The sequence below is a fragment of the Microbulbifer flavimaris genome, from assembly GCF_001641755.2.
Classification (GTDB): domain Bacteria; phylum Pseudomonadota; class Gammaproteobacteria; order Pseudomonadales; family Cellvibrionaceae; genus Microbulbifer; species Microbulbifer flavimaris.
Genome location: NZ_LRFG02000001.1, coordinates 484,774 through 506,320, shown reverse-complemented (window position 1 = coordinate 506,320; position 21,547 = coordinate 484,774). Strand labels below are relative to the sequence as shown.

General features: G+C 58.8%; 16 protein-coding genes. 3 read left to right on the top strand and 13 right to left on the bottom strand.

The window, feature by feature from the left end; genetic code table 11:
* Positions 1-17: 17 nt before the first annotated feature.
* The 8 genes from alr to AWR36_RS02300 all read right to left on the bottom strand — a co-directional run bounded on the left by alr (position 18) and on the right by AWR36_RS02300 (position 10,846).
* Positions 18-1,091 (bottom strand): alanine racemase, encoded by a 1,074-nt coding sequence (alr, locus tag AWR36_RS02335; protein WP_067080339.1) that lies wholly within the window; start codon positions 1,089-1,091, stop codon positions 18-20.
* Positions 1,088-2,065, bottom strand: a complete 978-nt coding sequence (locus AWR36_RS02330) for a glutamate cyclase domain-containing protein (RefSeq protein WP_082679341.1) — start codon at positions 2,063-2,065, stop codon at positions 1,088-1,090. Before AWR36_RS02330 ends, alr begins: the two co-directional genes overlap by 4 nt.
* Complete coding sequence (locus AWR36_RS02325) at positions 2,055-2,999, bottom strand: 5-oxoprolinase subunit C family protein (protein WP_067080330.1); 945 nt, start codon at positions 2,997-2,999, stop codon at positions 2,055-2,057. Before AWR36_RS02325 ends, AWR36_RS02330 begins: the two co-directional genes overlap by 11 nt.
* On the bottom strand, positions 2,992-3,705 hold the full coding sequence (pxpB, locus tag AWR36_RS02320; protein ID WP_067080327.1) for a 5-oxoprolinase subunit PxpB: 714 nt from the start codon (positions 3,703-3,705) through the stop codon (positions 2,992-2,994). The genes AWR36_RS02325 and pxpB overlap by 8 nt, the downstream gene beginning before the upstream one ends.
* Positions 3,706-3,722: 17 nt before the next feature.
* Entirely contained in the window at positions 3,723-4,529 is an 807-nt protein-coding gene (locus tag AWR36_RS02315) for a putative hydro-lyase (protein ID WP_067080324.1), read from the bottom strand.
* Complete coding sequence (locus AWR36_RS02310) at positions 4,526-5,998, bottom strand: amidase (protein WP_067080321.1); 1,473 nt, start codon at positions 5,996-5,998, stop codon at positions 4,526-4,528. The genes AWR36_RS02315 and AWR36_RS02310 overlap by 4 nt, the downstream gene beginning before the upstream one ends.
* 143 nt (positions 5,999-6,141) lie before the next feature.
* Positions 6,142-8,070: a glycoside hydrolase family 3 protein gene (locus AWR36_RS02305; protein WP_067080317.1), complete on the bottom strand. Its 1,929-nt coding sequence runs from the start codon at positions 8,068-8,070 to the stop codon at positions 6,142-6,144.
* A 262-nt stretch (positions 8,071-8,332) separates the two neighbouring features.
* A complete protein-coding gene (locus AWR36_RS02300; protein ID WP_067080313.1) occupies positions 8,333-10,846 on the bottom strand; it encodes a TonB-dependent receptor in 2,514 nt (837 codons plus the stop codon).
* Positions 10,847-11,287: 441 nt separating this feature from the next.
* Here AWR36_RS02300 and AWR36_RS02295 point away from each other — a divergent pair, with 441 nt between their 5' ends.
* Positions 11,288-12,205: a LysR family transcriptional regulator gene (locus AWR36_RS02295; RefSeq protein WP_067080310.1), complete on the top strand. Its 918-nt coding sequence runs from the start codon at positions 11,288-11,290 to the stop codon at positions 12,203-12,205.
* A 13-nt stretch (positions 12,206-12,218) separates the two neighbouring features.
* On the opposite strand, the gene AWR36_RS02290 is transcribed toward AWR36_RS02295, so the two are convergent.
* From AWR36_RS02290 to AWR36_RS02275, 4 genes are all read right to left on the bottom strand, one after another.
* Positions 12,219-13,622, bottom strand: coding sequence for an aminotransferase (locus AWR36_RS02290; protein ID WP_067080305.1), 1,404 nt, complete (start codon positions 13,620-13,622; stop codon positions 12,219-12,221).
* A 238-nt stretch (positions 13,623-13,860) separates the two neighbouring features.
* A complete protein-coding gene (locus AWR36_RS02285; RefSeq protein ID WP_067080302.1) occupies positions 13,861-15,267 on the bottom strand; it encodes a M14 family metallopeptidase in 1,407 nt (468 codons plus the stop codon).
* Between the two features lie 265 nt (positions 15,268-15,532).
* Entirely contained in the window at positions 15,533-16,369 is an 837-nt protein-coding gene (locus AWR36_RS02280; protein WP_067080298.1) for a hypothetical protein, read from the bottom strand.
* Positions 16,357-17,118 (bottom strand): L,D-transpeptidase family protein, encoded by a 762-nt coding sequence (locus AWR36_RS02275; RefSeq protein WP_067104428.1) that lies wholly within the window; start codon positions 17,116-17,118, stop codon positions 16,357-16,359. Before AWR36_RS02275 ends, AWR36_RS02280 begins: the two co-directional genes overlap by 13 nt.
* A 186-nt stretch (positions 17,119-17,304) precedes the next feature.
* On the opposite strand from AWR36_RS02275, the gene AWR36_RS02270 reads away from it, so the two are divergent.
* Together AWR36_RS02270 and AWR36_RS02265 are read left to right on the top strand one after the other, a co-directional pair.
* A complete protein-coding gene (locus AWR36_RS02270; protein WP_067080292.1) occupies positions 17,305-17,685 on the top strand; it encodes a YchJ family protein in 381 nt (126 codons plus the stop codon).
* Between the two features lie 19 nt (positions 17,686-17,704).
* On the top strand, positions 17,705-18,454 hold the full coding sequence (locus AWR36_RS02265) for a pseudouridine synthase (protein WP_067080289.1): 750 nt from the start codon (positions 17,705-17,707) through the stop codon (positions 18,452-18,454).
* A 32-nt stretch (positions 18,455-18,486) separates the two neighbouring features.
* Here AWR36_RS02265 and AWR36_RS02260 read toward each other — a convergent pair whose 3' ends face one another.
* Positions 18,487-21,537: an efflux RND transporter permease subunit gene (locus AWR36_RS02260; protein WP_067080286.1), complete on the bottom strand. Its 3,051-nt coding sequence runs from the start codon at positions 21,535-21,537 to the stop codon at positions 18,487-18,489.
* Between the last annotated feature and the right edge of the window lie 10 nt (positions 21,538-21,547).

The window sequence follows — 21,547 nt, the reverse complement described above, 5'->3', positions numbered from 1 at the left end:
CCTTTACTCCGTGCGTCCTAATCGTTCTCATAAATCCGCGGTACCCGCCCGGTAAGCCCGGTCAACAATTCGTAGGCGATGGTACCCGCGTGCGTGGCAACCTCTGCGACAGGTAGCGCACTACCCCAGAGGGTTACCGGCGTACCTACCCGGGCATCCGGCAGTGCCGTCAGGTCCACCGCCAGCATGTCCATGGACACCCGCCCCACCAGGCGGGTTCTGCGCCCGCCCACCAGAACCGGGGTACCGGTAGGCGCATGGCGCGGGTATCCGTCACCGTAGCCACAGGCCACGATACCGAAGCGCCCTTCCCCTGGGAAATGGTAATCGCAACCGTAGCCGACACTCTCCCCCGCCTCCACACGCCGCTCTGCAATCAACCGTGACTCAAATTCCATACTGCTTCGGAGCTGCGGATGTGCAACACCATCGAGCCGCGGATTCACTCCCCACAGCATAATGCCGACGCGGCTCCAGTCGCGACGGGCGGCAGGCAGCGCCAGCAGGGCGGCTGAATTGGCGATACTGTGTGGCAGCGATTCCCCGTCCAGGGCGGCATCAAAGCGCTCCAGCTGAGTGCGATTGAACTCCTGCTGCGGCTCATCGGCACAGGCCATGTGAGTCATCAGGGTGATTTCGCTGTGCGGGGCCAGAGACCGCAGCTTTTCGTAAACCGCCCGGGCCTCGCGCCAGGAGAATCCGAGACGCCCCATACCGGTATCAATTTTCAGCCAGAGGGAAAGTCCAGCGGCATCGGGCTCCTGCGCCAGCATCTCCAATTGATAGCCACTGTGAATGACGATATCCAACCGCTGCACGATCGCCACTCGCAGGGCATCCCGGTCAAAGACCCCCTCTAGCACCAGCAGGCGGTCGCGCACGCCGGCGCTTCTCAAAACCAGCGCCTCTTCAATGGTGGCCACGCCCAGCGCATCGGCACCCGCCAGCGTCTCACCGACCACGGCCAGCCCGTGCCCGTAGGCATTGGCCTTGATCACGGCGACGGTGCGGCCCTCCGTCAGGGAGCGGGCAAAACGGTAGTTGTGGCGAATGGCAGCCAGATTGACTCTCGCCTGAAGTGGACGGCTCATGAAATTGACTCCGCAAGGCCCTCAGCCACAGTGGACGAGGAATGCTCCGGTATAGAATGCTCCGGGAAGTCCGAACCCGCGATGGCGGACGCCGCCAACTGGCGCAACTCCCTGATCAGGCTCTGCCCTCGCGCCGCCGGCAGGCCATCTTCCGTGGGCGTGGTGCTGCCGGTGACGCCATCCACAATGCCCGACAGGTTCAGTGCCTGCAGCAACGTCTCGAGGGGAAGGCTCGGGAACAGGTCTCGGTGTACGCGAGCGGAGGCCAGGGCGACCGCGCCATAAACACCCCAGTTGGACACGTCGGAAATCACCAGATGATCGGTGACCGACACCGCCGGCTCGATATCCAGTTGCCGCAACGCAGACCCGACACGTCCCATCCCCAACTCATTGCCGCCGTCGGCAAAGGCAATGCTCGGGCAGTTGCAAACAGACAACAGTGGCTCCCAGTCGAAAGTCCGCGCGCTGATATTTTGCCGGCGCATGTTGTAATAATTACCATCGGAGGCCGACCCCGGTACTTCCACAAACACCAGCAGGGTGGGACGGAATTGCTCAACTGCCCGGTGCAGCGGGGCGCTCACGTCCGCACCTGATTCCAGGCTGGAAGACTGGTAGAGCAAATTGTTCTCCAACCCCAGTAACGCCGCTCCCTCGCGCAATTGCGCAAGGTAGGCCGGCAGGCCAGCCAGCGCCACTTCGGAGCCGAGCTCTCGCAGTGCCGAGGCCAGTACCAGCGCCCCTGCGGGACCATCGGTCTCGAAGGTCTCGCCAATCGGAAAACCACTGACAATCAACACCCGGGCCCGCTCCTGTAACAGTGCATCCACGGCCTCAAGGAGATAGCCTGCGCGCCACTCTTTGCGCACGCGCTCCATGCCGCGCTGATCCAGGCGAACCAGTCGCTCCTCAATTTCGACGGCAAGTGCAGGCACGAGCGTTGACGCGCTTGGGAAAAACTCAGTCGGCATGGCGCGCCCCGAGGAAAAACTGGCGTTGCTCCCTGAGCAGCGCCTGCGACTCAGCCAGTGAACCAAGCTCAAAGCGTACCCGGGAGCCCGGTCGCGCCTGCGCCAGCCAATCCAGATCGACGCTGTAAACATGGCCAATTTTCGGATAACCACCGATCGTCTGGCAGTCCCGCATCAAGACGATGGGCTGACCATTACTGGGTACCTGAACCGCCCCGGGACAAACCGCTTCCGATACCAGATTGCCCGGCACCTGCCCCAGGGTAGCCCCCGTCAACCGGACTCCCATACGATCGGAATCCGGTGCAATCTGGTAACTCTGCGAAAACAGTTTTTGCCGGGCAGATGGGGAGAATTTTTCAAACTGATTCGATGGCACCAACCGGAGATTGAGCGGCTCGGTCTGCTCGCCATATTCACGCTGAAATTCACACGGTGTTTGCCGAAGCAAACCGTCGTCATCCGCCACATATGGCAACTGATCGCCGACCCGCAGTGGCTCACCACAAAGTCCCCCCAGCCCCTCGCCAACGGTCGTGGCACGACTGCCCCAGACCGGAGTGCTCTGGAATCCACCTGCGACGGCCAGATATCCCCGCAGACCACTACGGGCCATGCCTCCCTGCAGGAGAGCACCCGCCGGCACCCGGTGCGACGACCACAGCTGCAACGGTTCGCCATCGAGTCGCCAGCCGCAGTCCGCGCCACTCAGGGCGATACAGGTAGCGCTCGCAAAGCGCAGCGCAAAAGGACCGAGAACAATCTCGAGCACGGCCGCGGCGGGGTCGTTGCCTAAAAGGTGGTTGGCCCAACCGGCGGCGTGTCGATCGAGGGCCCCACCGACACTGACACCGAGATGCTGCTGCCCGTGCCGGCCGACATCCTGAATCAACGTCATCGGGCCAGCCTTTTCGACCGTGGCAATGTCACTCATCCATCACCCCGCCGAGTTTCAGGAAAGTCTTCTTATCCACGGGCTTGAAACGCACCCGGTCCCCCACCTGCAAAATGACACGCGGCGGGTTTTCCGAACGATCGAACAGCGCGATCGGGCAGCGCCCGATCAGGTTCCAGCCACCGGGGGAAACGCAGGGATAGACCGCGGCCTGCGGCCCGGCTATGGCGACGGCGCCCCTGGGGACACTCCGCCTGGGGGTTTCCAGGCGCGGCACTTGCAACGGCTCCGGCGTTTCACCCATGTAGGCAAAACCCGGCCGGAAGCCCAGCGCGTAAACCCGAAACTCTGTGTCCGCATGCAAGCGGATGACGTCCTCGACTTTCAGGCCCGCAAAATCCGCTACGCGCTCCAGGTCCGGCGCCACTTCGCGGCCATAATAGACCGGCAGCTCCACCTCCCGCTCGGATGATGCGACGGTACCTGTTGTGTCAGCGGAAAGTTCAGCCTCAAAAGTTTCCATCAACGACGACAGGCGTGCGGCCACTGTCGGGCCATCACATCGCAGCAAATCGTAATAGATGGTTACACTGCAATAGGAAGGCACCACATCCGTCAGCCAGTCGCCGAGCGACCGCCGCAGCAATACCACCAGCTGACTGATACGCTGCAGTACCTGCTCACTGGGATGCGCCGCAAGATAAATGGTGACTGACTCGTCCCCCGAGTCCTGTAAACGCCACATGGATTCAGCCCTGTTCCCTACCAGCCCAGCTGCTCCCGAGCTGTGATACCAGCCAGGGACTCATTGAGTCTGTCCGTGATCAGCATATGGCCGGGACTGTGGGTGATGCAGAAATCGAGCCCCGCGTTGCGCACCGCCTCGATGGCCGTGACCCCGCAGGCCCAGAAAGCAGGCTCCTCGCCCCTGCCAATCTGCACCGCATCGCCGAAATCCGGCCGACGGATATTCGCAATGCCCAGCTCCGCCGGATCTCCCGCAAAAACCGGCGCGCCATGGACCAGTGGATATCGCGCACAGACACTGTAAGCCTGATCAAGGGTTTCGGAGGGAAACGGGCGCATGCTGACGACCAGGCGCGCGGCGAAGCGGCCCACAGACTGGCAGCGGCGTACGGTTCTGTACATCGGCACATTACAGCCGTCACTCACATTGCGCACTTCAAGTCCGTGGCTGATCAGCGCCTCCTCAAAAGAGAAAGAACAACCGAGCGCAAAAGTCACAAAATCATCCCGCCAGTGCTTGCGGATATCTGTCACTTCCTCGATCACGCCACCGGGGGAATGCAACTGGTAGCGCGGCACATCAGTGCGAATATCGATATCCGCACCGAGTGCCGGTAGAAGGCACTCGCCGGGGCGGGAGCGATAGAGCAGCGCACATGCACGGGCATTGGCATCACAAAAAGCCTCAAAATCGTCCGCCTCGGACGCAGGCACGATCGCGATATTGACCTGCACATGGCCCGGGGCGAGCCCGGAAGTCGGCCCCTGAAACTTCCCGGCCCGGATTGCTGATCTTATTTCGCTGGCACTGCGCTGGTTCATGCTTCCACTCGCTGCACAATCTTTTCCGCCAGCTGCTGGTCAGTATGGAGCTGCGGGTAATGCTTTTTGTTGATAAATGGCCCGCCCGCCTGCTCCAGCGCCAGACCGGCGCGCAGCACGGCAGCATCGGTGTAAGGCCTGCCAACCAGCTGTGCGCCTGTGGGCACACCGTTCGACGCCATACCACTGGGCAATGACAATACCGGGCAGCGGCTGAGCGTATTGAAGGGATAGGTCATGAACCAGCCCTTGACCGGATCGACCGCCTGGCCGTTTACGCTGATCAGATCGCGACTGTAGTCAAAGTCCGCGGGTACTTTTGTCGTACACACCGTCGGGCACAGCAGGAAATCACAATCCCTGAAAACCCGTTCCAGCGACTCCCACATGCTCTGGGCATAGCTGTGAGCCCAGAGAATTTCTTCCGGCGTCGCCTGTTCGGAGAGGGAAAAGTAATGGCGCGCATAGGACGTCAGCTGGTCGTGGTACTCCGGCCGGTCGAATTTTTGCCGGAGCATATGCCCCATCTGCGCCCCCTGGTGAATCTGCGCCGTGCGGATACAGCGCTCGTCCCAATCCAGGGAGACGGTATCCACTTCTGCCCCGAGATGCCGCAGCTGTTCTGTAAACCGCAGGGTGTTCTCGCGCACATCGTCTTCCACGGGGTAGAAGCCCAGATCCAGGGACAGGCCCACGCGCATGCCGCGCAGGTCCAGGGGCTCCGAAGCCACGACTTCCTTCGGCAGTTGTGACATCAGGTCCACCGGGTGAGGCCCTGCAATCAGGTTGTAGAGTAGCAGTGTGTCGCGGACGCTGCGTGTCAGGACGCTGTGGTGCACATACGGGTCGATATTGTAGGGGGGAATTTCCGGCACACGTCCGTATGAGGCCTTGAGGCCCACCAGCCCACACATTGATGCGGGAATACGCACGGAGCCGCCCATGTCGGTTCCGTTGGCGATTGTGCAAAAGCCCGCCGCAACCGCCGCCGCGGAGCCCCCGGAAGAACCACCGGGAGTAACCGCCTGGTTCCAGGGGTTGCGGGTTACGCCCCACAAATCAGACCAGGTGTAGGCCGCCACCGAAAACTCTGGCGTCGTCGTACGCCCACTGACGACTGCACCGCCACCGATCAAGCGCTCGGGTACCGGGTCGGTGACATCGGCGCGATGGTCACGCATCAAGCGGGAGCCGTTGGTAGTGATTTCCCCGGCGAGGAAAGTCTCATCCTTGATGACACTGTTGACCCCTTCAAGAGGCCGGGCCGTGCCACTCAAATAGGCAGTTTCAGCCTTACGTGCCTGCTCCAGGGCCCGCTCAAAATGCAGCGCGGTAAAAGCGTTGATCTCAGTCCCGCAGGACTCGATGCGCTCTGCCTGTGCCCGCAGGATATCCACTGGCGACACTTCGCCTTTCCTGAAAAGCTGAATGGCTTCACAGGCCTCGAGATAACACAAATCCTCGGACATTGGGCACCCTGCTGTTTTTTCTTTTAAGGTTCAGTCCAGTTTGCGCAAACTACTTGTTCGGATTAAGTGACGAACTAATGGCGCGACCGATAGGCGCGCGCCAACATCGCAACCTTCCCCGATATTGGCGCTACCAAAATGACTCAGCCCTCGCTTGTTGCCTCAATTACGGCAGTGCCCTCGGCCGGTTGCACTGTCACGGGCAAGCTGCCAGCGGGAACCATTTCGCTGACCAGTGCCAGCGCCAGCGCACGGTAAATGGGACCCTCGAAAACATCGTCGCCGCCGATGTAGGCCTTGTAGTCGAAGCTGGCCAGATGCAAGTCGGCCAGCCGCTGGAACTGGGCCGCCTCATAGGGCGAACGCATGCTCACGAATACAGTCTTCTGGCCTCGCTCGCGGGCAACCGCAAGACTGCGCTCGTAGACGCCGTAGAGTTCGTCCAGAGGCAGCGGCGGGCGCCGCAGTCTACCCAGGTCCTCCATGCCCCCCAGTTCCACGGCACTTTCACCGGGCACGATGCTGGCGACAATCAGGACATCCCCGGTCGCCTCCTGCAGCTTATCCAGCGCGGTGTGGGTCTCAAGCACTTCGACGGTGGCTCCCGTTACTCCCGCCAGCGCCAGCCGGAAAGCCTCTCCCACGGCAGGACTCGGGGCGATGACCTGAATTCGCTTGGCATCGGCATCCAGCACCGGCAGAACGCCGTCAGCAGGCGGATAGATGGCGCTGACAGCAGCGCTGGCAAGCTCTTCCGCCAGTTGCGCGTGTTTGGGTTCGGCAAGCACGGCAGCTGCTGCTTCTAGCTTCTCGGCCGCGCTGGCGGCGATCCAGCTGGTATCGATATAGCGCTGCTTCAGGGCATCGATGCGAGCGATAGAAGCGTCAATTTCCGCTTCTGACAGCTCCCCGTGCTGCACCGCCTGCACCGCCCGATCAATAATTTCATCAAGCTGTGCAATATCCCCGGGGAAGCGGATCTTCAGCGGCATCAGCGCAATATCGGCACCGGCGGCAAAGGTTTTCACCACCGCATCTTCCACCGAGAAATAGTCACTGATGCCCGCCATGCCGAGGGAATCTGTGACAATCACCCCTTCATAGCCCATCTCGCCGCGCAACAGGTCGGTGAGGATGCGGCGCGACAGCGTCGCCGGCACCACGATCTCCTCACCGTCTTGCGCCGGCAGAGTGGTGTCATCCAGGGCCGGGTACTGGATATGTGCCGTCATGGTCAGTGCCGGCTGAGCCTGCTCGAATGCACGGGTAAACGGCAGCAGGTCCATGGCCCGGGCCTGCTCGATGGAACGGTCTACCCGCGGAAGGCCCGTGTGGCTGTCGACCGAAGTATCACCGTGACCGGGAAAGTGCTTGACCGTGGCCGCTACCTGCTTTTCCTGGAAAGCCCGGATTGCCGCAACGCCCAGCTCCGCCACCACTTCCGGGTTTTCAGAGTAGGAGCGCACGTTGATCACCGGGTTTTCCGGGTTGCTGTTTACATCGAGGGTCGGGGCGAAATTCACATTGAAGCCCAGCACCCGCAGTTGCTCCGCCATGGCCGCGGCGGTTTCACCGGCAAAGCGGTCACCGTGCAGCGGATAAGTGGCGCCGATGGCCATATTGCCGGCAAAGGCCGTGGCCTCAGCCCGCGGCAGGCGGTGCACCCTGCCCCCCTCCTGGTCGATACCGATCAGGAGCGGACTGCCGTGGTGGGATCCCGCGGCGGCAGACTGCAGGTCGCTATTCAGGGCAATGATCTGCTCCGTAGATTCCAGGTTATCCGCAAACAGGATAATGCCGCCGATGCCGGTGTCACTGATCATCTGCCCAAGCGTTTCGGGCAGCTCGGTCACCGGCTCCCCACAGCGGCCCCGGTTCTCCTCATTGCGTTGCTGGTCAGGGCAGAAGTAGCGGAGGTCCAGCATGATCTTCTGGGCAATCTTGTCCCGCAGGACCTGGGTGCGCTGTTCGGTTGCATCGGTGCCGCAGGCACTGAGGGAAGTCAGCAGTGCGGCAGTCGAAACAAGCGCTGCGGATCGGCGCACAAAGCGGAGAATACGTGTGGGCATCATTGCGGATAATCCATTATTCATTCTTGGAAAACTAGGAATATTTTATTCTGCCGGAGAAGTAAAGTCCGCACAAGCGCTGGGCAAGCACCTGGTTCACACTTGTCGTGAGTCACCGGCCATATAAAAAAGGGCCGGACATACCGGCCCCATTGCAAGGAGAGTTCCGCTCAACTGCCAAGACTTCCGGGCACCCTCCCTGAGTAGAAACCTCCTACCCAGGAAGGATCGAGCCCACTTCACACCGGACGGATATCAGGCGTGTTTAGAAGTCATAGGAGAGATTGAGACCTATGGTACGCGGCGTGGCATTGAAGATCCGACGACCGAGCACGCCACCGGACTGGCTTGAAACGATGGGATCGTCATTCAGCAGGTTGCTCACCCATAGACCTGCCGCCACTTTGTCGAATTGCATGCCAGCATTAGCGTGGACCAGGGTGTAGGCGGGACGCACCCATGGAGTCCAGGTGGATTTGCTCTCTTCACCAGTCACAGGGTCGGTAATCAGGACACTGTCCTCACGATCGGTGTTTGTCTCACTGACATAACGGCCTCGCAGGGATGCCCATACGGGGAAGCCGACCAGCTCACCACTGAAATTCACACCCACGTTGTGCTTCCACTTCGGAGAGCCGCCGAGCAGATCCCCTTCGACCCAAGTCCGACAAGCGTAGTCATCACCGGTATCACCGCCGGTGTTCTTGTACATACAGTGAGTCAGAGTATCCGTGAAGCGACCTTCAGTGGTTGCAGTAGAGTAAGTCAGGGACCAATTATCATTCAGCCTGTAGCGTGAAGAAAATTCCCAACCCTTGGTCTCTGCATCAGGACCATTTTCGGTGCCATTGATCGGAAAACCAAACTCAACTGCTTGCGAGCGGTAGGTCTGCGGATCATTCCAAACCATCTGGTAAACATTGGTCTGGAGGTACAACTGCTGGTCAAAAAAGTAACCCTTCAGGCCCAGCTCGAAGTTGTCAATGGAGTCCGGCTCATAGAACTTGGAGTCGTCCGCCACCTCGTAACCACCGAAATCACGGAAGCTGTTGCGCCCACCCCGGCGGAATCCCTGGGATAAGGTTGCGTAGGCCAGGATATCCTCGTTGAGATCATAAGAGGCATTCAGCTTGAAGAAGCTCTTGTTGTCATCGCCGCCCTCTGTTCTGAGGTCCTGGTCTGGAAGGGCAAATGTATGGTCAAGCAGAATGGTGTGACGCTTGTCTTCGTAGCTAAAAAGCCGCGCCCCCGCTGTCAACGTCAACTTTTCAGTGACGTTGTAAGAAAATTCACCAAACACGGCATCCTCAGAATAGGTGCCACGATAATCTTCCTCATAGCCCACGTCCGTTACACTCGCGACACGCTTCCAGGAGAGCTCCTGATCAATGGTAGGGATGATTTCCCTGAACGCAATCGAGCTTTCCTGCTCGGTGGTGTAGAAACCAAGAATCCACTCATAGCTGTCATTGGGAGCCGAGACCAAACGGGTTTCGTGACTAAATCCTTCATAAGAATTGTCAAACGTCATGTAAGCCGTGATGTTGGTGTCGGCCGGCCCAAAACCAGCCCATCCATAGTATGCGTAACCCTGGCTAGTATAATCGGCCTCTCCCTGACTGGTGTCTTCAAAGTTTGAAGTGCTGGAAGTCAGGGTCGCAAAGCCTAGATCAACGGTCACATCCAGCACATCAAGAGAGAAATCCTTATCGGCATACTCTTCGTGTGGCGAGATAATAGTTCGGTCGTTGATCGCATAGGGAGTCTTAAAATCGCCAAAGTCCACCTCTGCATATCGCGGGTCCGCCTCTGACAGCGGCAAGCGGTTCGCGCCACGAGTGCCATGCGCCAGCTGATCCTGCTCCATGTGCGTCAGCTTGATGTCAATGTTGTCCGTCGGCGCCCAGAGTGCGGCGATCTTAGCAGTGGTTACTTCCTGCCAGTTATCGTCTTCGTAAATAGCCTGACTTGGGTTCGGGTCACTGAGATAGGCATCATCACCAGTGCGCCACGGCGGATTTGCCGCACGGTCAATGTAGCCCGCTTCATCCAGGTAGGCAGCAGAGGCACGGACCGCAAAGGTATCAGAGACCGGCAGGTTCACCACAAAGTCGGTATCGCTGCTGATGCCACCACCATCTACCTGATAAGCCGCTGTATTGGCAGTAAATTCGAATTCATCGAGCTTGGGCTCATTGGTGATGTAGCGAATAGTGCCGCCGAGGCTTCCGGCACCATACAGCGTCCCTTGAGGCCCGAGCAGCTTCTCGACGCGATTGATGTCCTTGATACGAAAACCCAGTTTGGGCAGCGGCGTATCGTCAATGTAGTAAGCAAGCGTACTCTTGACGAACTGCTCCAGATTGTTGGCACTCACCGGAGATACATTCAGGCCGCGTACCGTAACCGAGTCGGCAAAGCGCGCCCCACTATCTGGCGCACTGAGTTCAACACTGTCCTGGATCAGCCGCTTCACATCGGTAATGTTCTGCTCGCGCAATGCTTCACCGGATATGGCGGTGATATTCATCGGCACATCTGAAGCCGCTTCTGCACGCTTGGTTGCGGTGACGACGAGTTCCTCAACGGCCGCATCACCCAGTTTAGATCCTTCAGCAGCTTTCTTCTTTGCCGCTCTCTGCTCTTCTGCCTGAGCTGAGCTCGTGGAGGGACTGGTTTCCTGAGACGCTGCGTCTGCCTGGCCATAAGCGACCGGTGCCAACGCAAGCGCAAGAGATGAGATAAACAACGCAAGCGGTTTTTTATTATATGGCAACATACCCTATTCCTTTCATATCTTGGAGTTTTGACCGGGCGCTCGAACTCCTCCACCCATGCCCAGAGCATCACTCACAAAACCTCCAATAAAAAAATATCAACCATCGCCCCCACCGATAGATGTTTGACAAGTGAACAGGGGAGACACGGGTGCACCGCCTCAGTGCGCATATCAACCGAAAAGACCTCGTGGGCACCTGTTTTGAACATCAAAATAGTGTTATTTCAATAAAATGAGCCGAAGGCACTTTTCCATAAATCCCAGTGCACAACGCAACAGGACAACCCCTCGCTGCTCAATTTTCGCTCTACAATCCACTTCAAATGCGGGCTTTTCACCGGAAACCGGGCCTGATAGAGTCCCAACTATCGGCAATGCCGATGTCAGCTATAGACTCAGCTGGATGGTAGAGAGCAGAATAACAATACGCTGGAGTACCCGATGGATTCCCGTTTCTTTATTGCCCCGGAGCAGCTCGAGGCCTTTGAGGCTGCCGCGCGCAGTGGCTCGTTTTCTGCCGCTGCCCGGAGCCTGGGCAAGGCCCAGTCAACGATCTCCGGACTGATCAGCAACCTGGAAATCGACACGGGACTGCAGCTGTTTGATCGATCCGGCCGGGAACCGAAGCTGACTGCCCAGGGCCGCGCCCTGCTGCAGGATGTACGCGCCCTGCTGAACTCCTACTCCCGCTTTGAAGCCAAGAGCCACAGCCTGAGCGCCGGGCTGGAAGAGTCCATCACGGTGGCAATTGATGAATCCGCTATCGACCTGAATCGGCTGGTGCGGGGCTTGTCGCCATTCTACCAGCGCTACTCCACCGTCTCTCTCAATCTTCTGCACGCCTCCGGCGACTCCGCCGCAAAACTGGTGCGGGAGGGAGCGGCCGATATCGGAATTATCCTCAGCCAGGGCGACTATCCGGAGGACTTCGACTTCCGCGGAGTGGGTAGCTGCAGCTTCGTACTGGTCGCAGGGGTTCAACATGCCATAGCCGAGCAGGAATCGGTCTCAAGCCAGGACCTGCACGACCACCTGCACTTGCGAATCAGCGCCGCCGGTGACCAGGGCTCCCTGCCGGAGAACGACCTCAGTGACCGAATCTGGTACCTGGAGAGCTATTCCCTGTTCATGAAGTTGCTCACCGCGGGGCTGGGCTGGGCTTTTGTGCCACTGCATATCGCGCGCCCCTATCTGGACGCCGGCACTATCAAGGTTTTGCCCACTGACTTCCAGCTGACCCCTTACCCCTACGGCACGGACCTGATCTGGTCCCGCCGCAAGGCACTGGGGCCGGCCGGACAGAGCCTGATCGATGAGATCTCCTGCGTGCTGGCTGCAGCCGAGGCCGAACCCGCCTGATCCTGGGAAGACTTTATCCTGCCACCGCGCTGGTCGAGGATGGCAGGTGGCCGGCGGCAACCAGGTCCCGATGGGTCTGCTCGATGGCCTGGCCGAGTTTCTCCACCACGAAGTCCACCTCCTCGTGATCCATGGTGAGAGGTGGGGACATGACATTCAGGTGCACAATGGGTCGCACGATCAGGCCCCTCTCCTCGGCCCGGTCTGAAATCCACTTGCCAATATTGAGACTATCCGGAAAGACTTCCCGCGTTGCCTTGTTACGCACATTCTCGACGCACATCATAAAACGCTTGCCGCGCACATCACCGACCAGGGGCAGGTCCCGCAGGGTCTGCAGGCGTTCTTCAAAATAGGCACCCACCTCGACAACCCGCTGCAGGAGGTTTTCACGCTCGATGATCTCGATATTCTTCAGGGCCGCGGCACAGGCAACCGGGTGCCCGGAATAGGTGTACCCGCTGGCAAAATAGCGATCGGAATCGCCAGTGGAAATGACCTCATAAATACGATCCGAGAAAAGCGTTGCCCCCAATGGCAGATAGCCGGAAGTCAGCCCCTTGGCACAGGTGATGATATCCGGCTGCACACCGAACATGTCCTCTGACGCAAACCAGTGCCCCACCCTGCCAAATGCGGTAACCACCTCGTCAGCGACGTAGAGAATGTCATTGGCCCGGCAGAGCTCCCAGATGCGCCGGTTATAATCCGCCGGTGGCACGATGACGCCACCGGAGCCCAGGATTGGCTCAGCGAAGAATGCGGCGATTTTGTCCGCACCCAGCTCATCGACTTTCTGCTGGAATTCCTCCACCAGGAAGTCACAGAACTGCTGCTCATCCATCCCCTGCGGAGCGCGATAAAAATTCGGGCACGAAAGGTGGTGAATGGTATCGCTGATGTAATCGAACTCCGGAATCTTGTCCCCGGATTTGCCGGTGATCGACATAGCCGCGTAAGTACTGCCGTGATAGCCACCGCGACGGGCGATAATATGTTTCTTGTCCCGCTTGCCCCGACAGTTCTGGTAGAAATGCACCAGCCGGAATGCCGTATCCACCGCGGTGGAACCCCCGCAACTGAAAAACACGCGATTGATATCACCGGGCGCCAGCTTAGCCAGCTTGGCAGCCAGTGTGATCGCCGGCTCGTTGGCCATATCCACGAAAGGGTTTGCATAGGCCAGTTGTCGCACCTGCTCGGCGATGGTTTCCGCCATCTCTTCCCGCCCCAGGCCGATATTGGTACACCAGAGCCCTCCCACCGCATCGAAGTAGCTCTTGCTACTGCTATCCCAGAGCCGATTGCCCCTGGCCCTGGACAGGATCAGGGAACCTTCCTCCTGAAATGAATCGAAGTGGGTCCAGGGGTGCATCCAGTGTCGCTTATCGGCTTGCCAGAGTTTGCTGTCATTCATGTGTCGACCATTCCCGTGCTGCCATAGCTCGCGCCACGGCAAAATCATTGAATTCCGATAGTTTATGGCGGGGGACTGAGTTGGACAGTTTGAACCCATCGACGCGGCCGATGGCTGCAAATCCCATTGACAGATGCCGTCCCGGGAGCATCAAAGGGCAGTGAGTGACGTGGGTGGAGGAGGAAGACGGGACAGGGAAGAGCCGGAGCCCATGGGCTCCGGCAACGGGAAAAGACTATCAGTCGAGAGCCAGCTGCAGGCGATTACCGCCACGCACATCCACCAACTCGCCATTGAGCACCGCCAGCCGCACACCGGACTCATCGCTGAGCAGGAAAGTGGCACTGTGGCGGCGAGCCGGGCGCTCACCCTGAGGGTTTGGCGGATTCACAACCACCGGGAGCTGTGTTTCCTTGACCAATAATTCGCTATCACCGACGAAGTAACCGTAGCCGCGGCGCAGGAATTCCAGGTAGCGCTGATCAGTCAATTCCAATGTCTCCTGGAGGGAGTAGGCTTTGGGTGCCTGATAACGGGCACCCTCGGCATCGAAACTCAGGGCACCGTGCAGATTGGACAGGTCACCCGCATCGACCACTCTCACTGACCCGTAGCGGCGATTGATGGCGATATCGGTACGGTAGGCCTCGCTCCCATCGCCAGCGCGGATATTGTCAATTTTCACATCCACAAAAGCATCCTCCTCATTGAAGGGGATCGCTTCATAGACATCGACAGAGACGGACTCGTAACTGCCGCTGGCAATACTGTCGATGGCGGCCACCAGCATTTCAAAGTTCATATGGCGGGCAACCTGGCGGTTGGGGTCATTCGGATGCGCACCGGACTCAATCAGGATAGTGCTGATCCCCATTTCCGAAAAAGTGTCACCGAAGGCCCGCCAGGCATAGGTGTCATCGTACTTGGCGACGTGCTCACCGATAAATGGCTCAATCTCCTGCACCAGCTGGCCGATCAGCTTCATCGCCCGCTCGCGGCTCGCGTTTACCTCGCGGGCCTCATTGTAGGCGGGCGCCAGAACAGAGATGGTCGCCATTTTGTCGGTCTGCCCCACGCCGTAGTGACGGCTCTGATCGTGCAGGTTGAAACCGAAGTCCGGATCGAAGGACTTGGCCAGGCTCATCAACGCACGCCCCTCAGGAGACTGCAGCGCCTTGGCATCGCGATTTACATCAAAGCTCTGTGCATTGTGGCGAGTATTCCGCTCGGCACCGTCCGGGTTGAGCATGGGAACCATCACCAGGGTCAGATCATCCATCCAACCCTCGCGCCATTTGGCCTGCTCTGGTGCGGTGATATAAGCGAGGAAATCGAACAGCGCCGGCGTAGCCGTGGGTTCATCACCGTGCATCTGGGACCACATCATTACCCGTGTATCCCCCTGCCCGATAGCAATGCTGACAATGGGACGCCCTTCGTAGGAATGTGCGATTTCCTCAACCCGCAGCAACGGTGATTTTCGCAGCTCCTGCACCAGCGGCAAGATATCCCCCTGCCGGATTACCGCCTTGTCGAGGCCGGGAACCTTGTAGTCCAGGTAGGTCTTGCCTCCAGCCGCTGCCAGCAGCTGGGCGCTGCACAGGGTCAGGAGTACACCCAGCAACAGGGAAAATCGTCTGGCCATGTTTCACACTCTTCTCGTTATTGATTTTTCAAAAGACTGTCTGAATAAAATATTCCATAACTCATGAAGGGGATGCAATGAGTAAATGGAAAGAAAGGAAAAAAAGAAAAGAAAGAAAAGAGAGTTGAGAGCTGTTCGATCCTTTTACAGCGGCCAGTGAACGGCGAGCCACCACTTTCTGGTCATGCGTGGTGACTTCAGAGGGGAACTTCCCGGAGGGCAAAATGCTTCACCGATGGGATCCATCGGGCCGGGCGATGCGCAATCACTTTTCTGAACCCGTCGGCCACCAGTCCGTGTTGACGGGATGCCCGGAGTTGAATGTCGTGTAGTCGCGCTGGAGATCAAAAGTCTCGCTATTGTGTGGCCGGCGATTGATCGGCACATCGTGCAGACACCAACCAGCCCCAGCTGAGCAACCGGGCTCAGCTTCGAGGAGGCGATGGGTAAATTGTTCAGGGTGCCTTGAGGCCAAAGCAACCATATCCTCATGATTGGCGGAAAAACTGCCAGTGGCACTGTCCCGCACCGATACAGCGAGCCATTGCCCAGCCATCGCGAGAGCGCCATTGCTGAGCGAGAGGTCGCCACCGGGAAGCCCTTCCCCGCTGCCGCCATCGAGATTGACATAATCGACACGGTCACGGTAACGCTGCGTCAGCGCCGCCCTGAGAGACAATTGATTCAGCCATAGATGCGCAGGAAAGCTGCCACTGGAATGCGCAACCACTACAACCCGCTCGAACTTCCTTCCCCGCTGCAGTCGATCGAGGCTGGCCGCAACCGGCAACGCCCGCGATTCATAAAATACCGACTCCGGCCCGGCAAAGACCCAGATCTCCGCCACGTCCCTGGCCTCGGCGCTTACCGCTAAAGCCTCAGCCCATTGCTCGGCCCAGCGCCGCTGTACGGAGTAACCCGGGAACAATACCAGGAGAGTCCCATCATGCCCTGTGACCTGCGTATCTGCGCTCGCACGAGACCAAAGGGAGTTCTGAATTTGCCATTCGAGGTTGCTGGCCGCGGCGACAGTTCCCGAGAGAAAAGCGAGCAGTACCGGCAACAACCTGAAAGTGCGGCTTGATCGGATCACTGTGACCATCGTACCTGGGGCAGCTGCCAGTCTTCCTGCAACGCCCTGTAGGATGCTTTTGGCAAGGCGATATAGAGCGGGTTTGCATCCCGCTGCAGCCACAGCAGGACGTCGTCCAGTGCCGGTTCTGCATAAGCCGTGCAGCCGGCAGTGGGCTCACCCGGTCCGCTCCAGAGATGAATAAAAATACAGCTCCCCGCCCCATCCACGTTCTTGGGGTTGTGCGCGACAAAAATCCCCTTTTTATACTGGTCGTCGCCGTAATGGAGATCCCGGCGCATTCCCTCACTGGAGCCTCGAACAGCCTCGGCACCAACTTCCCCGGCGTCCACAGTCTGGTTGTAGTAGGGGGAACCCTTCACGTCGATGCAGTAGTGTTCCGCGGACATGGGTTGATAGTTCAGGCCAGTGGCCAGCTCCGCACCATAACCAAACGCGTCACCCAGGCGAAATATGCCCGCCGGCGCACGACCATCGCCCTCCACCTTCTGCTGACCGGGCTGCTGCGGATGCAGGCCGATGCCCCAGGCCAGGCCAGCGCGCCCCACATTCACCGGTGTCTCCATGCCCACCTGATGCCAGCGGTCGCCGCGGCGCTCGAAGCGGAAAGCGTGGCCCGTTGGCGCATCCCAGTCACGTGTCAGGGTGATGATCAGCTGTTCGGAGTCCGCCGGGATATCGGCACTGGCAGGGGAGCAGAGCATCGCCAACGGTAATGCAACGAGTGATAAAACTGTTCGGTATATGGCTCTGGGCATGATTATTCTTCTCTACGAGTCATTCAAACACTCTGGAGGATATCCCATGGGCCGCTGCAGGCAAACCGATCTGGCAGTACCGCATCTGGAGATTTCCACCACCCTGCCGCAAAATGGCGCCCCGCAGGCCGAGCCCCAACGGCAAGCCTGCAATCGCCGTTTGCAGCAAGTATGGAGAGTAACCACATGACCGATTCCCCCTGCCCCTGCGGGACCGGAAAGCCATTTGATCGCTGCTGTGGCCTCTACCTCTCCGGCAAGGCTTACCCGCAGTCGGCGGAAGCCCTGATGCGCAGTCGCTACACGGCTTATGTGATGGGCAACCTGCCCTACCTGCGGCAGACCTGGCACCCAGACACACGCCCTGAACTCAGCGCGGAGGATCTGAATACCGAGTGGACCCGCCTTGAGGTGGTGCGCAGCAAGCAGGGCCTGAAACGCTCAGTGGTGGAGTTCCGGGCCTGGTTCCGTGACGGTGACAGTGAGCGGGCTCTGCATGAAATCTCCCTGTTCAAGCTCCACAAAAAACGTTGGGTCTACGTCGAGCCGCTCTCAGAGTGGCCCTGATCCGGAACAGTGACTACCCATGACACAAGCCGATAAGAAAGCTGTCGGGCCCCCGGAAGTGATTTATGAAGATGCAGATCTCGTGGCGGCCTACAAGCCAGAGGGTTGGCTCGTGCACCGATCGAGCATCGATCGGCACGAGACCCGGTTCCTGCTCCAGTACCTGCGCGACCAAACGGGCACCTACCTGTACCCCATCCATCGCCTGGACAAACCCACGTCCGGCGTCATTCTGTTTGCCAAGAGCGGTGAAGTGGCAGCAAAGGCGCAGTCGCTACTGGAAAGTGAGAGGGCGGTGAAGAAATATGTCGCCGTATGCCGGGGCTACTGTCCGGAAAAAGGGATCATCGATCACCCGTTGCCACCGGTGAATGATTTCAAGCACCAGAGGAAACGACCGAGGGCCGATCAACCGCGACAGGAGGCCGTCACCCTGTTCCGGCGGCTTGAAACCATCGAGCTCCCGTGCGAAGTTGACCGCTATCCCACCAGCCGATATTCCCTGGTCGAAGTACAGTTGAAGACAGGACGCCGCCATCAGATCCGGCGTCACTTCAAGCATATTTCACACCCGCTTATCGGCTGCCCCAAATACGGCAAATCAACACACAACCGTTTTTTTGCGGAACACCTGGGCTGCAGTCGCTTATTACTCCACGCCATCGAGCTACAGCTGCCTCACCCTGTCACCGGTGAAACACTGGTGCTGCGTGAAGCGCCCCGCGGAGAGTTTCTGACGCTGCTGGAAACCTTCGGCTGGCAGCTATAGAAAAGCACCACCTCGGCAACGAAGTTACCGGCTTACCGCTCGACCACCTCATCGGCCCTGACCCGATGGAATACCGCATAAAGCACCGGCACAGCAATCAGCGTCAATACCGTGGCGAAGCCCAGGCCACCCATAATGGTGACCGCCATGTCGGCAAAGAAGGCATCAAACAGCAGTGGAGACATGCCCAGGATGGTGGTGACCGCGGCAAGGAACACGGGCCGCAAACGGCTCACGCTGGCCTGCTGAATAGCACTCAGGCGCGGCAGGCCGGCATGGCTCTGGGCCTGGATTTCATCCACCAGTACCACAGCATTTTTGATAAGCATCCCCGAGAGGCTCAACACACCCAGAAGGGACATAAAGCCGAAAGGCAGGCCAGACAACAGCAGTCCAATCACAACCCCTACCAGCGACATTGGCACCACCAGCCAGATGATCACCGGTTCGCGCACGGTGCCGAACAGCAGCACCGACACCAGAATCATGATCAGGAATCCGATTGGCAGTCCCTTGCCCAGTGATTTCTGTGCGTCGCTGGATCGTTCGTATTCACCCCCGTATTCCAGGGTGTACCCTGCTGGCAGTGGAATGCTATCAACATTTTCGCGAACCTTGCCGAAAGCCGCCATCGCCGTAACGCCCCCGGGGGCATCACCGCTGATGGTAATTGTGGGTACACGATTACGACGCTGTATCAGGCCCTCTTCAGCGGTGGTTTCGAATTTTTCCACCAGCTGCCCCGCGGGGATATATCCGCGCTCGTTGGGGCTCCACACCAACCGGTCTGTCAATGACCCCACCTGATTGCGATCATCCCGCGGCAGCCGCGCGACAATGGGGATAATGCGATCGCCACTCTCAAAGTCCCCCACCCGATAACCCTGGGTGGCGAACTGCACTGTACGACTGATATCCGCATTGGTGACGCCCGCCAATCTCGCCCGCTCATCATCAAGGTGTGCGCGAATAACCGGCTCACGTCCCCGCCAGTTGTGGCGAATATCCGCCAGCTCCTCTTTGCGGAAAACCGTTTCCACATTGCCTGCCAACGCTCGCAGCGTATTGAAGTCAGGCCCGGAGATACGCACTTCCACGTCCGCACCGCCACCGGGGCCGAACACAATGCGCTTGAAGGTAATCAGTGCATCCGGCTGTTGATTGCGCAGCGCTTGTTTCGCCTGCTCTATCAGGGGCGAGATCTGCTCGCGAGTCTCAGTGCGAACAATCAACTGGCCGTAAGACGGGTTGGGCGGTTCCGGCGCATAGGTCAGCATAAAGCGATCGGCGCCACGACCAGCCACTGCGGTGACAGAAACCACCCCCTCCTTAGACTGGAAAAAATCCGTCGCCTCCTTCAGGGCTCGATCCGTCCGTTTGATATCACTACCCTGCGGCATGAAATAGTTGACGTAAAACAGGGGCGAATTGGAGTTGGGGAAAAAGCCCTGCTTGACGAAGCCGAAGGCCGCATAACTGACGACGGTCACCGCCAGCAAAGCGGCAATCGTTGTACCGCGACGGCGGAGGGCACCCGACAACGCATTGGCATACATCCGATAAAACCGGCCCTGGTAGGGGTCATCGGAATCGCTGTCTTTGGCCGGTTTGAACAGGTGATAACCCAGGTAAGGGGTGATGGTAATGGCCAGTATCCAGCTCAACAGCAGGGAGATACCGATAACGGCGAACAGCGAGAACAGAAACTCTCCGGTGGCGTCATCTGACAAACCGATACCCGAGAAAGCCATGATGCCGATAATCGTGGCACCGAGAAGGGGCCAGAATGTTTGGCGTACGACCCGGGCGGCAGCGTTGCGGGGTTTCTCTTTTTTCTCCACCCCCATCAGCATCCCCTCGGCCACCACGATGGCGTTATCCACCAGCATACCCATGGCGATAATCAGTGCGCCGAGCGAGATCCGCTGCAGGTTGAGGCCCATCAGATTCATGATGAACACAGTGCCCAGCACCGTGAGTGCCAGTACCGTGCCCACCACGACACCCGAGCGCCAGCCCATAAACAGGCACAGCACCAGAATGACGATGACCACCGAGGAAACCAGGTTGAACAGAAAGCCGTTTACACTCTCTTCGACAACCCGGTGCTGCTCATAGATCGGGAAGATTTCCACACCCAGCGGTAAGCCCTGTGCCAGCTGCGCCAGCTTCTCCTCGACGGCCGCGCCCACGTCAACGATGTTGGTATCCTGCCCACCGGCAACGCCAAGGAGGATGGCTGGCTTGCCATCATGGCGCGCAATAAAGTCCGGACTCTGTTCATAGCCGATAGACACATCGGCGATATCCCGAACCGCCAGCATGGCCGTGGAACCGGGAACGCCAATCAGGATATTGCGAATGCTTTCCAGGTCATTGGCCTGGTTATCCACCACAATACGGGTGCGCAGATCTTTTCCTTCGATCTCACCCACCTGCTGAATCGCGCTCTCTGCCTGTAACACCTGTGAGAGGTCATCCAGGGAAAATCCCAGCTGGGCCAGGCGTGACTCGTCGATATCCAGGTAGGCAACTTCATCGATTGCACCGGAGCGGGACACCTTCGTCACACCGTCCACGGTAAGCAATTCCCGGCGAATGCCCTTGCTGATCTCACGCATTTCACTGTGGGAGAACCCCTCCCCGGTAACCGCGTAATAAATCCCGAAGACTTCCCCGAAATCGTCGTTCACAACCGGCGGCAGAGCACCTCGGGGCAGCAGCCCCTGGACGTCTCGCACCTTGCGGCGCAGCTCGTCCCAGATCTGGGTCAACTGGCTCGAGTCATAATGATCCTTGATCTCCACGCGGATCTCAGACATTCCAGGCCGCGAGGTTGAAGTAATGTCCTTAAGCTGTGCCAGTTGCTGGATAGCGACTTCGAGCTTCTCCGTCACCTCTTCCTCGACCTGCAAGGCGCTGGCACCCGGATAGGCGGTAAATATCCGCGCTTCCTTGATCGTGAATGCCGGATCTTCCAGGCGTCCAATATCGGCTATTCCCCATAGACCACCGAACAGACATATGAGCATTAGCAGCCAGCTGTAGACGGGCTGCCGGATAAACACCTCTGAAATCTTCACCGCATTTCCC

Bases quoted from the DNA above. Each gene is read 5' to 3' on its own strand.
- pxpB (WP_067080327.1), bottom strand. From the start codon at position 3,705: ATGTGGCGTTTACAGGACTCGGGGGACGAGTCAGTCACCATTTATCTT.
- AWR36_RS02265 (WP_067080289.1), top strand. From the start codon at position 17,705: ATGACACAAGCCGATAAGAAAGCTGTCGGGCCCCCGGAAGTGATTTAT.
- AWR36_RS02330 (WP_082679341.1), bottom strand. From the start codon at position 2,065: ATGCCGACTGAGTTTTTCCCAAGCGCGTCAACGCTCGTGCCTGCACTT.
- AWR36_RS02275 (WP_067104428.1), bottom strand. From the start codon at position 17,118: ATGCCCAGAGCCATATACCGAACAGTTTTATCACTCGTTGCATTACCG.
- AWR36_RS02325 (WP_067080330.1), bottom strand. From the start codon at position 2,999: ATGAGTGACATTGCCACGGTCGAAAAGGCTGGCCCGATGACGTTGATT.
- AWR36_RS02295 (WP_067080310.1), top strand. From the start codon at position 11,288: ATGGATTCCCGTTTCTTTATTGCCCCGGAGCAGCTCGAGGCCTTTGAG.
- AWR36_RS02310 (WP_067080321.1), bottom strand. From the start codon at position 5,998: ATGTCCGAGGATTTGTGTTATCTCGAGGCCTGTGAAGCCATTCAGCTT.
- AWR36_RS02280 (WP_067080298.1), bottom strand. From the start codon at position 16,369: ATGGTCACAGTGATCCGATCAAGCCGCACTTTCAGGTTGTTGCCGGTA.
- AWR36_RS02315 (WP_067080324.1), bottom strand. From the start codon at position 4,529: ATGAACCAGCGCAGTGCCAGCGAAATAAGATCAGCAATCCGGGCCGGG.
- AWR36_RS02300 (WP_067080313.1), bottom strand. From the start codon at position 10,846: ATGTTGCCATATAATAAAAAACCGCTTGCGTTGTTTATCTCATCTCTT.
- alr (WP_067080339.1), bottom strand. From the start codon at position 1,091: ATGAGCCGTCCACTTCAGGCGAGAGTCAATCTGGCTGCCATTCGCCAC.
- AWR36_RS02305 (WP_067080317.1), bottom strand. From the start codon at position 8,070: ATGATGCCCACACGTATTCTCCGCTTTGTGCGCCGATCCGCAGCGCTT.
- AWR36_RS02270 (WP_067080292.1), top strand. From the start codon at position 17,305: ATGACCGATTCCCCCTGCCCCTGCGGGACCGGAAAGCCATTTGATCGC.
- AWR36_RS02285 (WP_067080302.1), bottom strand. From the start codon at position 15,267: ATGGCCAGACGATTTTCCCTGTTGCTGGGTGTACTCCTGACCCTGTGC.
- AWR36_RS02290 (WP_067080305.1), bottom strand. From the start codon at position 13,622: ATGAATGACAGCAAACTCTGGCAAGCCGATAAGCGACACTGGATGCAC.